At 52.7% G+C, this 14,522-nt stretch carries 16 protein-coding genes; 8 read left to right on the forward strand and 8 right to left on the reverse strand.

The window, feature by feature from the left end; translation table 11 throughout:
- The 6 genes from nrdR to pgpA form a co-directional block, all read left to right on the forward strand.
- Positions 1-350: transcriptional regulator NrdR (gene nrdR, locus A7Z29_RS03040; RefSeq protein WP_097363765.1), on the forward strand; the 350-nt coding region annotated here is incomplete at its 5' end.
- Between the two features lie 3 nt (positions 351-353).
- On the forward strand, positions 354-1,457 hold the full coding sequence (ribD, locus tag A7Z29_RS03045) for a bifunctional diaminohydroxyphosphoribosylaminopyrimidine deaminase/5-amino-6-(5-phosphoribosylamino)uracil reductase RibD (protein WP_105289768.1): 1,104 nt from the start codon (positions 354-356) through the stop codon (positions 1,455-1,457).
- 88 nt (positions 1,458-1,545) lie between these two features.
- The gene (ribH, locus tag A7Z29_RS03050; protein ID WP_001021161.1) at positions 1,546-2,016 is read left to right on the forward strand and encodes a 6,7-dimethyl-8-ribityllumazine synthase; all 471 of its coding nucleotides are present in this window, start codon (positions 1,546-1,548) and stop codon (positions 2,014-2,016) included.
- A gap of 19 nt (positions 2,017-2,035) precedes the next feature.
- Positions 2,036-2,455, forward strand: a complete 420-nt coding sequence (gene nusB / locus A7Z29_RS03055) for a transcription antitermination factor NusB (RefSeq protein ID WP_000801125.1) — start codon at positions 2,036-2,038, stop codon at positions 2,453-2,455.
- 77 nt (positions 2,456-2,532) lie between these two features.
- Positions 2,533-3,510, forward strand: coding sequence for a thiamine-phosphate kinase (gene thiL, locus A7Z29_RS03060; RefSeq protein WP_105289769.1), 978 nt, complete (start codon positions 2,533-2,535; stop codon positions 3,508-3,510).
- Complete coding sequence (gene pgpA / locus A7Z29_RS03065; protein WP_000154038.1) at positions 3,488-4,006, forward strand: phosphatidylglycerophosphatase A; 519 nt, start codon at positions 3,488-3,490, stop codon at positions 4,004-4,006. The genes thiL and pgpA overlap by 23 nt, the downstream gene beginning before the upstream one ends.
- 82 nt (positions 4,007-4,088) lie before the next feature.
- Here pgpA and yajO read toward each other — a convergent pair whose 3' ends face one another.
- From yajO to xseB, 4 genes are read right to left on the reverse strand one after another with little or no spacing between them, the layout of a single operon-like run.
- Complete coding sequence (gene yajO, locus A7Z29_RS03070) at positions 4,089-5,063, reverse strand: 1-deoxyxylulose-5-phosphate synthase YajO (protein WP_001199803.1); 975 nt, start codon at positions 5,061-5,063, stop codon at positions 4,089-4,091.
- Positions 5,064-5,117: 54 nt separating this feature from the next.
- On the reverse strand, positions 5,118-6,980 hold the full coding sequence (dxs, locus tag A7Z29_RS03075; RefSeq protein WP_000006803.1) for a 1-deoxy-D-xylulose-5-phosphate synthase: 1,863 nt from the start codon (positions 6,978-6,980) through the stop codon (positions 5,118-5,120).
- 24 nt (positions 6,981-7,004) lie between these two features.
- Complete coding sequence (gene ispA / locus A7Z29_RS03080; protein ID WP_000347223.1) at positions 7,005-7,904, reverse strand: (2E,6E)-farnesyl diphosphate synthase; 900 nt, start codon at positions 7,902-7,904, stop codon at positions 7,005-7,007.
- Positions 7,904-8,146, reverse strand: coding sequence for an exodeoxyribonuclease VII small subunit (gene xseB, locus A7Z29_RS03085; RefSeq protein WP_001124936.1), 243 nt, complete (start codon positions 8,144-8,146; stop codon positions 7,904-7,906). Before xseB ends, ispA begins: the two co-directional genes overlap by 1 nt.
- Positions 8,147-8,351: 205 nt before the next feature.
- Here xseB and thiI point away from each other — a divergent pair, with 205 nt between their 5' ends.
- Positions 8,352-9,800, forward strand: coding sequence for a tRNA uracil 4-sulfurtransferase ThiI (gene thiI, locus A7Z29_RS03090; RefSeq protein WP_105289770.1), 1,449 nt, complete (start codon positions 8,352-8,354; stop codon positions 9,798-9,800).
- 53 nt (positions 9,801-9,853) lie between these two features.
- Here thiI and yajL read toward each other — a convergent pair whose 3' ends face one another.
- Both yajL and panE read right to left on the reverse strand, forming a co-directional pair.
- Positions 9,854-10,444, reverse strand: coding sequence for a protein deglycase YajL (gene yajL / locus A7Z29_RS03095; protein WP_001276309.1), 591 nt, complete (start codon positions 10,442-10,444; stop codon positions 9,854-9,856).
- Positions 10,407-11,318: a 2-dehydropantoate 2-reductase gene (panE, locus tag A7Z29_RS03100; protein ID WP_105289771.1), complete on the reverse strand. Its 912-nt coding sequence runs from the start codon at positions 11,316-11,318 to the stop codon at positions 10,407-10,409. The genes yajL and panE overlap by 38 nt, the downstream gene beginning before the upstream one ends.
- Before the next feature lie 167 nt (positions 11,319-11,485).
- On the opposite strand from panE, the gene yajQ reads away from it, so the two are divergent.
- Positions 11,486-11,977 carry a nucleotide binding protein YajQ gene (yajQ, locus tag A7Z29_RS03105; RefSeq protein ID WP_001138897.1) on the forward strand — a complete coding sequence of 164 codons (492 nt, stop codon included), beginning with the start codon at positions 11,486-11,488 and terminating at the stop codon, positions 11,975-11,977.
- A 138-nt stretch (positions 11,978-12,115) separates the two neighbouring features.
- On the opposite strand, the gene A7Z29_RS03110 is transcribed toward yajQ, so the two are convergent.
- The gene (locus A7Z29_RS03110) at positions 12,116-13,480 is read right to left on the reverse strand and encodes an MFS transporter (protein WP_001000994.1); all 1,365 of its coding nucleotides are present in this window, start codon (positions 13,478-13,480) and stop codon (positions 12,116-12,118) included.
- 150 nt (positions 13,481-13,630) lie between these two features.
- On the reverse strand, positions 13,631-14,521 hold the full coding sequence (cyoE, locus tag A7Z29_RS03115; RefSeq protein WP_105289772.1) for a heme o synthase: 891 nt from the start codon (positions 14,519-14,521) through the stop codon (positions 13,631-13,633).
- Position 14,522: the final 1 nt, after the last annotated feature.

Below are 14,522 nucleotides of genomic sequence, written 5' to 3' on the forward strand. Positions count from 1 at the left end.
GTAATGAACGTTTCACCACTTTTGAGGTGGCGGAACTGGTTATGCCGCGCGTTGTAAAAAGCAACGACGTGCGCGAACCGTTTAATGAAGAGAAATTGCGCAGCGGAATGTTGCGGGCGCTGGAAAAACGTCCGGTAAGTTCCGACGACGTCGAAATGGCGATCAACCATATAAAGTCACAGCTACGTGCCACCGGTGAGCGTGAAGTGCCGAGCAAGATGATTGGCAATCTGGTGATGGAACAATTGAAAAAACTCGATAAAGTCGCCTATATCCGTTTTGCCTCTGTCTATCGCAGTTTCGAAGATATCAAAGAATTTGGCGAAGAGATCGCGCGCCTGGAGGATTAAACCGTGCAGGACGAGTATTACATGGCGCGGGCGCTAAAGCTGGCGCAACGAGGACGTTTCACTACTCACCCAAACCCAAATGTTGGGTGTGTCATTGTGAAAGATGGTGAAATTGTCGGCGAAGGTTACCATCACCGTGCGGGTGAACCACATGCCGAAGTACACGCGTTGCGTATGGCGGGTGAAAAAGCCAAAGGTGCGACCGCCTATGTCACACTCGAACCTTGCAGTCATCATGGTCGAACGCCGCCGTGCTGTGACGCACTCATCGCCGCTGGCGTAGCGCGCGTGGTCGCTGCGATGCAGGATCCGAACCCGCAGGTCGCTGGACGTGGACTTTACCGTCTGCAACAGGCTGGCATTGACGTCAGCCACGGGCTGATGATGAGTGAAGCCGAGCAATTGAATAAAGGCTTTCTCAAGCGGATGCGCACTGGCTTTCCTTATATCCAGTTAAAACTTGGCGCATCGCTTGATGGTCGCACGGCGATGGCGAGCGGTGAGAGCCAGTGGATCACTTCGCCTCAGGCGCGGCGCGATGTACAACGTCTGCGTGCGCAAAGTCATGCCATTTTAACCAGTAGCGCCACGGTGCTGGCGGACGATCCGGCCTTAACGGTGCGTTGGTCTGAACTGGATGAACAAACTCAGGCGCTCTATCCGCAACAAAATCTCCGCCAGCCGGTACGCATCGTCATTGACAGTCAGAATCGCGTGACGCCGGAACACCGCATCGTGCAGCAGCCAGGCGAGACCTGGTTTGCCCGAACGCAGGATGACACCCGCGAGTGGCCGGAAACAGTGCGCACTTTGCTGATCCCGGAACATAAAGGTTATCTGGATTTGGTTGTGCTGATGATGCAACTGGGCAAGCAACAAATTAATAGTGTGTGGGTAGAGGCGGGGCCAACGCTCGCTGGCGCATTGCTGCAGGCGGGTTTAGTCGATGAGCTGATTGTCTATATCGCACCTAAACTATTAGGCAGCGACGCCCGTGGATTATGCTCGCTGCCAGGGCTTGAGAAATTAGCTGACGCCCCCCAATTTAAATTCAAAGAGATACGTCATGTAGGCCCGGATGTTTGCCTGCATTTAGTGGGTGCATGATCTCCCGGCTCGAAAGGGAAGCAGCGCACGAAATATTATGCTAAAATCCGCCCCCCTGCGGGGCCATACTCGAACCCGAAGGAAAAAAATGAACATTATTGAAGCTAACGTTGCTACCCCGGACGCTCGCGTCGCCATCACCATTGCGCGTTTCAACAACTTTATCAATGACAGCCTGCTGGAAGGTGCGATTGACGCACTGAAACGTATTGGTCAGGTAAAAGATGAAAACATTACCGTTGTTTGGGTGCCAGGTGCCTATGAGCTGCCGCTGGCGGCTGGTGCACTGGCTAAAACCGGTAAATACGATGCGGTGATCGCGCTGGGTACGGTTATTCGTGGTGGCACTGCCCACTTTGAATACGTCGCTGGTGGTGCAAGCAACGGCCTGGCGCATGTTGCCCAGGACAGCGAAATTCCGGTTGCTTTTGGGGTTCTGACCACTGAAAGCATTGAACAAGCGATCGAACGTGCTGGCACCAAAGCTGGTAACAAAGGTGCAGAAGCTGCACTGACCGCGCTTGAAATGATTAATGTATTGAAAGCCATCAAGGCCTGAAATTAGTAAGGGGAAATCCGTGAAACCTGCTGCTCGTCGCCGCGCTCGTGAGTGTGCCGTCCAGGCGCTCTACTCCTGGCAGTTGTCCCAGAACGACATCGCTGATGTTGAATACCAGTTCCTGGCTGAACAGGATGTAAAAGACGTTGACGTCCTGTACTTCCGTGAGCTACTGGCCGGGGTGGCGACTAACACCGCATACCTCGACGGACTGATGAAGCCATATCTTTCGCGCCTGCTGGAAGAGCTGGGCCAGGTAGAAAAAGCAGTACTACGCATTGCGCTGTACGAGCTGTCTAAACGTAGCGATGTGCCGTATAAAGTGGCCATTAACGAAGCGATCGAACTGGCGAAATCGTTCGGCGCAGAAGACAGCCATAAGTTCGTCAACGGCGTACTCGATAAAGCAGCACCAGTGATTCGCCCTAACAAAAAGTGATATCCAGGCCGGCAGAGTAACGGAAAGCATTTCCGTACTCTCCGGCCTTTTCTTTTTTACCTGCTGAGGCATAACGTATGGCATGTGGCGAGTTCTCCCTGATTGCCCGTTATTTTGACCGTGTAAGAAGCTCTCGTCTTGATGTCGAACTTGGCATCGGTGACGATTGTGCACTTCTCAATATCCCCGAGAAACAGACCCTGGCGATCAGTACTGATACGCTGGTGGCGGGCAACCACTTCCTCCCTGATATCGATCCTGCGGATCTGGCGTATAAAGCACTGGCAGTAAACTTAAGCGATCTGGCGGCGATGGGCGCTGATCCGGCCTGGTTGACGCTGGCATTGACTTTACCGAACGTAGACGAAGCGTGGCTTGAATCTTTCAGCGACAGTCTTTTCGATCTGCTTAATTATTACGATATGCAACTCATTGGCGGCGATACCACGCGTGGGCCATTATCAATGACGTTGGGTATCCACGGCTTTGTTCCGATGGGTCGAGCCTTAACTCGCTCTGGGGCGAAACCGGGTGACTGGATCTATGTGACCGGTACGCCGGGCGATAGCGCCGCCGGGCTGGCGATTTTGCAAAATCGTTTGCAGGTTGCCGATGCTAAAGATGCGGAGTATTTAATCAAACGTCATCTCCGTCCGTCGCCGCGTATTTTACAGGGGCAGGCACTGCGCGATCTGGCAAATTCAGCTATCGATCTCTCTGACGGTCTGATTTCCGATCTCGGGCATATCGTGAAAGCCAGCGACTGCGGCGCACGTATTGACCTGGCATTGCTGCCGTTTTCTGATGCGCTTTCTCACCATGTTGAACCTGAACAGGCGCTGCGTTGGGCGCTGTCTGGCGGTGAAGATTACGAGTTGTGTTTCACTGTACCAGAACTTAACCGAGGCGCGCTGGATGTGGCTTTGGGACATCTTGGCGTACCGTTTACCTGTATCGGGCAAATGACCGCCGATATCGAAGGGCTTTGTTTTGTTCGTGACGGCGAACCTGTCACGTTAGACTGGAAAGGATATGACCATTTTGCCACGCCATAAAGATGTCGCGAAAAGTCGCCTGAAAATGAGTAACCCGTGGCACTTATTGGCTACGGGGTTCGGGAGTGGGTTAAGTCCGATTGTCCCTGGTACGATGGGCTCGCTGGCGGCGATTCCGTTCTGGTATCTGATGACCTTTTTGCCCTGGCAGCTCTATTCGCTGGTGGTGATGCTGGGGATCTGTATCGGTGTCTATCTTTGCCATCAGACGGCGAAAGATATGGGCGTGCACGATCACGGCAGTATCGTCTGGGACGAATTTATTGGCATGTGGATTACCCTGATGGCGCTGCCGACCAATGACTGGCAGTGGGTTGCCGCCGGGTTTGTGATTTTCCGTATTCTGGATATGTGGAAACCGTGGCCGATCCGCTGGTTTGATCGCAATGTGCATGGCGGCATGGGGATCATGATCGATGATATTGTCGCTGGGGTGATTTCCGCTGGAATACTCTATTTTATCGGCCATCACTGGCCGATGGGTATTCTGTCGTAGGCCGAATAAGGCGTTCACGCCGCATCCGGCGGTTGCGCACCGATGCCTGATACGACGTGAACGCCTTATCAGGCCTGGATATCTATTTAAATCCTACTATCGGATGGGGTTTATACGGCGTTTCCAGTTCGGCAATCTGCTCTGGTTTTAGCGTGATATCCACCGCGTTCAGCAACTCATCAAGCTGTTCTTCCCGCGAAGTTCCGATAATCGGCGCGGCAATGCCCGGTTTGCTCAATAGCCACGCCAGCGCCACTTGTGCTCGCGTAGCCCCCAATTCTTCACTCACGCCCGTTAATCGTTCTGCAATCTGCGCGTCATTTTCGTCGCTTTCGTTGTAGAGATTTTTTCCTACTTCATCGGAAACTAATCGTGCGGTGGTTTCTCCCCACGGACGAGTCAGACGTCCCCGCGCCAGCGGGCTCCACGGGATCACCGCGACGCCCTCCTGATAACATAGCGGCAGCATCTCGCGTTCTTCTTCGCGATAAATCAGATTGTAGTGATCCTGCATACTGACAAACTGCGCCCAGCCGTGCTGTTTTTGCAGCTCCAGAGCCTGAGCAAACTGCGAGGCGTGCATGGATGACGCACCGATATAACGCGCTTTCCCGGCTTTTACCACATCGTTCAGGGCTTCAAGAGTCTCTTCGATCGGCGTGTTGTAATCCCAGCGATGAATTTGCAGGATATCAACATAATCCATGCCGAGACGGCGCAGGCTGTCGTCAATAGAGCGCAGAATTTGCGCACGAGATAAACCTTCCGGTAAATCACCAACGCGATGGAACACTTTGGTGGCAACGACCACGTCTTCACGACGGGCGAAATCCCGTAGTGCGCGACCGACGATCTCTTCGCTGCTGCCGTCAGAATAGCTGTTGGCGGTATCAAAGAAATTTATGCCGCCTTCCAGCGCACGTTTGATGATTGGACGGCTGCTCTCTTCCGGCAGTGTCCATGCGTGATTACCGCGATCTGGCTCGCCAAAGGTCATACAGCCAAGGCAAAGTCGGGAAACGCGAAGGTCGGTTTTTCCTAAGGGGTTGTATTGCATGCTGCCACTCCTGCCATGAATAATTTCTTAAGCATAGCAGGAGTGGAGTAGGGATTATGCCAGCCAGGCCTTGATTTTGGCTTCCATTCCGGCGGCATCGAGGCCGAGCTCGGCGCGCATTTCTTCCTGAGTTCCTTGCGGAATAAAGAAGTCCGGCAGGCCAATGTTCAGTACCGGCACCGGTTTACGATGAGCCATCAGCACTTCGTTCACGCCACTGCCCGCGCCGCCCATAATGGCGTTTTCTTCAACGGTGACCAGCGCCTCATGGCTGGCGGCCATTTCCAGAATTAACGCTTCATCAAGCGGCTTCACAAAACGCATATCGACCAGCGTAGCGTTCAGCGATTCGGCGACTTTCGCCGCTTCTGGCATTAGCGTACCAAAGTTGAGGATCGCTAGCTTTTCACCACGACGCTTCACGATGCCTTTGCCAATCGGCAGTTTTTCCAGCGGCGTCAGCTCCACGCCGACGGCATTGCCGCGCGGGTAGCGCACCGCTGACGGCCCCTCGTTATAGTGATAGCCGGTATGGAGCATTTGGCGACATTCGTTTTCATCGCTCGGGGTCATAATGACCATTTCCGGTATGCAGCGCAGGTAAGAGAGATCAAAAGCGCCCTGGTGGGTTTGACCGTCAGCACCAACAATGCCCGCGCGGTCGATGGCGAACAGGACCGGAAGCTTTTGAATTGCCACGTCATGCAGCACCTGATCATAGGCGCGTTGCAGGAAGGTGGAGTAGATCGCGACAATGGGTTTGTACCCCCCAATCGCCAGACCCGCAGCAAAGGTCACTGCGTGTTGCTCAGCGATTGCCACATCAAAATAGCGATCCGGGAATTTACGTGAGAATTCGACCATGCCAGAACCTTCACGCATCGCCGGAGTAATCGCCATCAGCTTGTTGTCTTTCGCTGCGGTTTCGCACAACCAGTCGCCAAAGATTTTTGAATAGCTCGGCAAACCGCCGCTACTTTTCGGCAAACAACCGCTGGAGGGATCAAATTTAGGCACGGCGTGGAAGGTGATAGGGTCTTTTTCTGCCGGTTCATAACCACGACCTTTTTTAGTCATGATATGCAGGAACTGTGGGCCTTTCAGGTCGCGCATGTTCTTAAGCGTAGTGATTAGCCCCAGCACATCGTGACCGTCAACCGGGCCGATGTAGTTAAAGCCCAGCTCTTCAAACAACGTGCCAGGCACTACCATGCCTTTAATATGTTCTTCGGTACGTTTGAGCAGCTCTTTAATGGGTGGCACGCCAGAGAAAACTTTTTTCCCGCCTTCGCGCAGTGAAGAGTAAAGCTTACCGGAAAGCAGCTGCGCCAGATGGTTGTTGAGCGCGCCGACATTTTCGGAAATCGACATTTCATTGTCGTTAAGGACAACCAGCATATCAGGACGGATATCACCCGCATGGTTCATTGCTTCAAACGCCATGCCAGCGGTAATCGCGCCATCGCCAATGACACAGACGGTGCGGCGATTTTTGCCTTCTTTCTCGGCAGCAACCGCAATACCAATTCCGGCACTGATGGAGGTTGATGAATGCCCGACGCTTAATACGTCATATTCGCTTTCGCCGCGCCACGGGAACGGATGCAGGCCGCCTTTCTGACGGATGGTGCCGATTTTGTCGCGGCGTCCGGTCAAAATTTTATGCGGATAAGCCTGATGCCCCACATCCCAAATCAATTGGTCAAAAGGAGTGTTGTAGACATAGTGCAGCGCCACGGTCAGTTCGACCGTGCCCAGCCCGGAGGCGAAGTGCCCGCTGGAACGGCTCACGCTGTCGAGTAAATAGCGGCGCAGTTCGTCGCAGAGTTTCGGTAAACTCTCTTTCGGCAACAGTCGTAACTCCTGGGTGGAGTCGACCAGTGCCAGGGTCGGGTATTTGGCAATATCAAAACTCATCAGGGGCCTATTAATACTTATTGTTTATTTATTACGCTGGATGATGTAGTCCGCTAGCGCTTCCAGTGCCGAGGTATCGAGTGACTGTTCAGCCAGTTGTTTCAGCGACTGACGGGCATCGTCGATCAGATCCCGGGCTTTCTTCCGGGCTTGCTCAAGACCCAGAAGTGCAGGGTAGGTACTTTTACCAAGTTGCTGATCGGCACCCTGGCGTTTTCCCAACGTTGCAGTATCTCCTACCACATCCAGGATGTCATCCTGAACCTGGAAGGCAAGGCCGATGCTCTCTGCGTACTTGTCGAGTACAGGCAGAGCACGACGTCCTTTATCTCCGGCGCTTAATGCACCAAGGCGAACGGCGGCGCGAATCAATGCGCCGGTTTTATGACGATGAATACGCTCAAGCGCCTCCAGAGGTACGTGTTTGCCTTCCGCGTCTAAATCTAATGCCTGACCACCGCACATTCCGGCAATACCGCTGGCGCTCGCCAGTTCTGAAATCATCGAAATTCTGTCGCGGTCCGACACTTCCGGCATATCAGCATCGCTTAAAATCGAGAACGCCAGCGTTTGTAAAGCATCGCCAGCGAGAATCGCGTTCGCTTCGCCAAACTTCACATGGCAGGTCGGCAAACCGCGACGCAGATCGTCATCATCCATCGCCGGTAAATCATCATGAATTAATGAGTAAGCGTGGATACACTCTACGGCAGCAGCGGGTGCGTCCAGCGTGTTTGTGCTAACGCCAAACATATGACCGGTGGCATAAACCAGGAAAGGTCGCAGACGCTTACCACCTAATAATGCGCCATACTGCATGGTTTCGACCACGGGAGTGTTCTGAAAGGGCAGTGGGGCGATAAAACGGCTCAGCGCCTGGTTGGCCTGCTTAACACAGGCTTCGAGTTGCTGCGGAAAGTCCATTACTCATTGTCCGGTGTAAAAGGTGTAGGAGAGGCGTCTTCGTTGTCAGACAGCAGGATTTGTACGCGCTGTTCGGCTTGTTGTAATTTGGCCTGCCCTTGACGTGCCAGCTGCACGCCACGTTCGAACTCGTTCAGTGCCTCTTCCAGCGGCAGGTCGCCACTTTCCAGACGGGTCACAATCTGTTCCAGCTCGCTTAGCGCCTTTTCAAAGCTGGCGGGCGCCTCATTTTTCTTCGGCATAATGAATGTCTGACTCTCAATATTTTACGCCCCGCCATGGTAACGGACTCAGGGCAAATAGCAAATAACGCGCAATGGTAAGGTGATGTGCGCAGCAAAGCGATGTTAGTGGTATACTTCCGCGCCTGGATGCAGCCGCAGGTGTGGGCTGCTGTATTTTTCCCTATACAAGTCGCTTAAGACTTGCCAACGAACCATTGCCGCCATGAAGTTTATCATTAAATTGTTCCCGGAAATCACCATCAAGAGCCAATCTGTGCGCTTGCGCTTTATAAAAATCCTTACCGGGAATATTCGTAACGTTTTAAAGCACTATGATGAGACGCTCGCTGTCGTCCGCCACTGGGATAACATCGAAGTTCGCGCAAAAGATGAAAATCAGCGTCTGGCCATTCGCGATGCCCTGACCCGTATTCCGGGTATCCACCATATTCTCGAAGTCGAAGACGTGCCGTTTACTGACATGCACGATATTTTTGAGAAAGCGTTGGTTCAGTATCGCGATCAGCTGGAAGGTAAAACCTTCTGTGTACGCGTGAAGCGCCGTGGCAAACATGATTTTAGCTCGATTGATGTGGAACGTTACGTCGGCGGCGGTTTAAATCAGCATATTGAGTCCGCGCGCGTGAAGCTGACCAATCCGGATGTGACTGTCCATCTGGAAGTTGAGGACGATCGTCTCCTGCTGATCAAAGGCCGCTACGAAGGTATTGGTGGTTTCCCGATCGGCACCCAGGAAGATGTACTGTCGCTCATTTCCGGCGGTTTCGACTCCGGTGTTTCCAGTTATATGTTGATGCGTCGCGGCTGCCGCGTGCATTACTGCTTCTTTAACCTCGGCGGCGCGGCGCATGAAATCGGCGTGCGCCAGGTGGCGCATTATCTGTGGAACCGCTTTGGCAGCTCGCACCGCGTGCGTTTTGTCGCTATTAATTTCGAACCGGTCGTCGGGGAAATTCTCGAGAAAATCGACGACGGTCAGATGGGCGTTATCCTCAAACGTATGATGGTGCGTGCAGCATCTAAAGTGGCTGAACGTTACGGCGTACAGGCGCTGGTCACCGGCGAAGCACTGGGCCAGGTGTCCAGTCAGACGCTGACTAACCTGCGCCTGATTGATAACGTCTCCGATACGCTGATCCTGCGTCCGCTGATCTCTTACGACAAAGAGCACATCATCAACCTGGCGCGCCAGATTGGCACCGAAGACTTTGCCCGTACTATGCCGGAATATTGCGGTGTGATCTCCAAAAGCCCGACGGTGAAAGCGGTTAAATCGAAGATTGAAGCGGAAGAAGAGAAGTTCGACTTCAGCATTCTCGATAAAGTGGTTGAGGAAGCGAATAACGTTGATATCCGCGAAATCGCCCAGCAGGCCGAGCAGGAAGTGGTGGAAGTGGAAACCGTCAATGGCTTCGGCCCGAATGACGTTATCCTCGATATTCGTTCAGTTGACGAACAGGAAGATAAGCCACTGAAAGTTGAAGGTATCGACGTGGTTTCTCTACCGTTCTATAAACTGAGCACCAAATTTGGCGATCTCGACCAGAACAAAACCTGGCTGTTGTGGTGTGAGCGCGGGGTGATGAGCCGACTGCAGGCGCTCTATCTGCGCGAGCAGGGCTTTAACAATGTGAAGGTATATCGCCCGTAATTTGTTGTTTTTACGTCGCATCTGGTCAGATGCGACGTTTACCGCATCCGACATTACTCGTAATAATTATAAATCCCTGCCGCCATCACCAGTTGTGATGCCACTTCATGGGCTTTTTCACGCCCAACCAGCAGGTCGATAATTTTCAGACCAAAGTCGATAGCTGTACCCGGCCCCTGGCTGGTCAGCAATTTTACCCGTGCATCCCAGACGACGCGCTTGTCCTGCCATTGTTCGGCGGGAATTTTGTCTTTCAGCGTCGGGAAGCCGGTCATATTGCCAATCGGGAAGATATCGTGCGGGACCAGCACGGTGGCTGGCGCGGCGCAAATAGCCGCGACAATACGCCCGGAACGGTGGAACTGTTTAACGGTTTCAACCAGCAGGGTGCTATCGCGAAAACATTCCGCGCCTTTAATGCCACCAGGCAGCACGATCACGTCATATTCGCCATCAGCAACTTCGACCAGCGGCGCATCCGCCAGCAGCTTCACGCCGCGCGAGCAAGTAATCGCCAGGTTACCATCGCTGGCGACGCTGGCAGTGGTGACTTTGATTCCGCCGCGAACCAGCAGATCGATAGTGGTGACCGCTTCGGTTTCTTCACTACCAGGGGCGAGGCAGACCAGTGCTGATGCGCTCATATTCACTCTCCTTTCTTTTTACCATTTCAAACAGGCGGGTGTTTTCCGGTACAGCAATCCCATGCGCGCGGGCGCGGCGTAAGAGAAAACCATTGATATAGTCGATTTCTGTATGGCGCATTGCGCGGATGTCCTGCAACATCGACGAAATATTTTCTGCTGTGGCATCAATCACCTGCATCACGTAATCACGTAAATCTTCCGCTGAAGTATGATGCCCTTCGCGTTCGATCACCGCCGCGACTTCTTCGCATATCTGCATAATCTCTTGCGGGTGATGACGTAATTCACCGTTCGGGCAATTCCAGATGGCAGTGAGCGGATTAATCACACAGTTTACCGCCAGCTTGCGCCACAGCTCGGCGCGAATATTGTTATGCCAGGCAACGTCAGGCAACACGGTTTGCAAAATATCCGCCAGATAACTGTAATCACCGTCCTGTTGCCGTGCCGGGCCGATATGTGTGATACCGTTTGCCACGTGAATGATGACGTTGCCGTCGCGGCGCGCTGCATGGGTGGTCGTGCCCATCAGTAACGGTTGCCCGATGTTCTGTAACTCTTCAATGGTGCCCATGCCGTTGTGGATCAGCAGAATTGGCGTGGTTACAGGTAGCGTCGACGCCAGGCTTTTGACGGCATCAGATACCTGCCAGGCTTTCAGCGTCACCAGGAGTAGATCGCTGGTGGCCAGAAAATCAGGATCATTGGCGGTCAGCGATTCGTTAAATATCGAACCATCTGTCTCCACCAGATTCACGTTACAATAAGGTTGCGGTACGCGCAGCCAGCCCTGAACCTCGTGACCTTGTTTGCAAAATGCTGTAAGCCATAATTGCCCTAAGGCACCGCATCCCAATACGGTAATTTTCATTGTTCCTCCTCACCCGCAACCACACCGGGTGTTCAATAAGGCTATCCCTTAATTGTGCATGGTGTTGTGACTATGCACAATTAAGGGATACGTCCTGGCGCAGGACTGTCTGTTATTTAACTTTGCAGGTATTATGCTTCGCATCAAAAATGAAGGGAGAGAAAAAGATGCCATCTTTCGATATTGTCTCTGAAGTTGATCTTCAGGAAGCGCGTAACGCGGTCGATAACGCGAGTCGCGAAGTAGAGTCTCGTTTTGACTTCCGTAACGTTGAAGCGTCGTTTGAGCTGAACGACGCTAACAAAACTATCAAAGTGCTGAGTGAGTCCGATTTCCAGGTCAATCAGTTGCTGGATATTCTGCGTGCCAAACTGCTGAAACGCGGCATTGAAGGCAGTTCGCTGGATGTACCGGAAAATATCGTTCATAGCGGTAAAACCTGGTTTGTGGAAGCGAAGCTGAAGCAGGGCATTGAGAGTGCGACCCAGAAGAAAATCGTCAAGATGATCAAAGACAGCAAACTGAAAGTGCAGGCGCAAATTCAGGGCGATGAGATCCGTGTGACCGGTAAATCCCGTGATGATTTGCAGGCTGTTATGGCGATGGTACGCGGTGGCGATCTCGGCCAGCCGTTCCAGTTCAAAAACTTCCGCGATTAATCTCGATAACGTGCGCTCTGTTCATGCCGGATGCGGCATGATCGCCTTAACTGGCCTGCAAAAGTTTGTGATTTCAAAAGATTACAGCAACTTTGTAGGCCTGATAAGCGTAGCGCATCAGGCAATTTAGCCTCGTTTTTATGCCTGGCGAATTGCCTGTTCAACCTCAAAGCGATTCGTCACTTTGCTGTCGATTTTCACGTAAGCCGAATGTTCTTCTTCTGCAATCAACACTTCTTTGACGCCAGCCGTTTCCAGTAAACGAACTTTTAACAAATCATTTGCGGCAACTTCAGCCGGGATTTCAATGCGCAAGCTGCTGACATACGGCGGTTCTTTCATCGTACTGGCGACCGCCAGCCACACCGCCGCCAGTATTGCACCTGCCAGAAAAACCCCCTGACCGTCAAACATGCCGTCAATCCAGCCGCCCAGAGAACCGCCAATCGCCACGCCAAGAAACTGGCTGGTGGAGTAAACGCCCATCGCCGTGCCTTTGTAACCTGCTGGCGACTCTTTACTGATAAGTGAAGGCAGGAGGGCTTCCATCAGGTTAAACGCCACAAAGAAAAGCTGCACGCCGACCACTAACTGCCAGAACTGCGTTTGTGCGTTCCACAACACGATTTCCGCAATGACGATCAGCCCGACGCAGAAGATAAAGACCTGTTTCATTTTGCGCTTAACTTCGGCGTAGATAATGAAAGGCACAACCGAGCCAAAGGCGATTAACATCGTCGCCAGATAGACCTTCCAGTGTTCAGCTGCCGGAAAACCCGCGCCAGCCAGTTGCCCTGGCAGGGCAACAAACGTCGACATCAGCAACATGTGCAGACACATAATGCCGAAGTTGAGTTTCAGCAGGCGTGGTTCCGCCAGCACTTTACTGAAACTACCTTTCACCATTCCTGACTCACGATTAAGTACGTGCGTGCGGCTGTTAGGCACAACCCAAATGGTCAACGCAATGCCGGTCGTTGCCAGAATAGCGATCATCCAGAACAGCGCATGTAGCCCAAGTTTGTGAGTGATGATCGGACCAAGCACCATCGCAATGGCGAAGGTAATGCCAAAACTGACGCCGATAAATGCCATCGCTTTGGTACGGTTTTGTTCGCGAGTCAGATCAGAAAGTAGCGCCATAACGGCTGCGGCTATGGCGCCAGAACCTTGTAACGCACGACCCAGAATGATCCCCCAGATGGAGTCGGAAAGCGCGGCAATCACGCTACCCGCGACGAACACAGCTAACCCGCCAACGATAAGCGGTTTGCGGCCTATGCGGTCGGAAAGCAGGCCAAATGGAATCTGAAAAACGGCCTGAGTCAGACCATAAATGCCAATCGCAATACCGATCAACGCTTCACTGGCGCCTTGCAGAGCCATGCCGTACGTGGTCAGAACCGGCAGAACCATAAACATGCCCAGCATACGCAATGAAAATACGGTTCCTAAACCCCAGGTCGCGCGCCGCTCGCCTGGCGTCATTTTATAATCGTTCATTACCACCTCTGTTTTAAATTCGCGACTAGTGTAAAGCGGCAAACGAATGGGGTAAACATGCGGATTTTTTAGTAAATATTTCGTGAGGGATATGTTTCTAATGCTAAGAAAAAAGGTGCCGTAGCACCTTTTTTAACAGGGAAGTCGCAGTTACCAAACGCCAGCCAGCAGCGTATGCGAGTCTGGCACCATAAAATCAACTGACATCATTACCGAGAGGGCAGTGATGGCGATGATAGAGAAGCCGAATAGCTTGCGCGCCCAGATTCGGTCATCAGCAACTTTATAACCACGCAGAGCCATACCTAACCACCAGACGCTGACTGCCGCAGCGACCACCAGATATTTGTATCCAGCGTAACCGCCAAGAGAGAGCATCAGCGTGGCAACAGCAAAGGCGATGATATACAGCGTGATATGGTTCTTCGCCACTGAAATGCCTTTCACCACCGGCAGTACCGGAATGTTCGCCGCCTGATAATCCTTGAAGCGGAAAATGGCGATGGCATAAGAGTGGGGCATTTGCCACAGGCTGAAGATAGCCAGCAGGATTGCAGCGCCGCTATCGAAGTCGCCTGTCACTGCACAGTAGCCAATCACCGGCGGCGCTGCGCCGGAGAGAGAACCAATCAACGTGCCGTAGACAGAGTGGCGTTTCATGTACAGGCTATAAATGCCAACATACACCACAAAGCCCATCACCCCCAGCCAGCAGGCCAGCGGATTCGCGCCAAACCACAGCAGCATAAAGCCAGCAATACCCAGCACGGTGGCGTACACCAGCGAGACAGCAGGAGAGATCAGGCCTTTAACCAGCACCCGATTCTTCGTCCTTTCCATCTTTCTGTCGATATCCCTGTCGATGTAGTTGTTAAACACACAACCCGACGCCACAACCAGTGACACTCCAACCAACGTGTAGATAAACAGGGGATAATCAATGCTGCCCTTTGAGGCCAGCAGGAATCCCCCAATCACCGAGATCAGGTTGCCAAAGATGATGCCTGGTTTCGTTACTTGCAGGTATTGCTTAAACATCATA

The organism is Escherichia sp. MOD1-EC6842 (genome assembly GCF_002965705.1).
Taxonomy (GTDB): domain Bacteria; phylum Pseudomonadota; class Gammaproteobacteria; order Enterobacterales; family Enterobacteriaceae; genus Escherichia; species Escherichia ruysiae.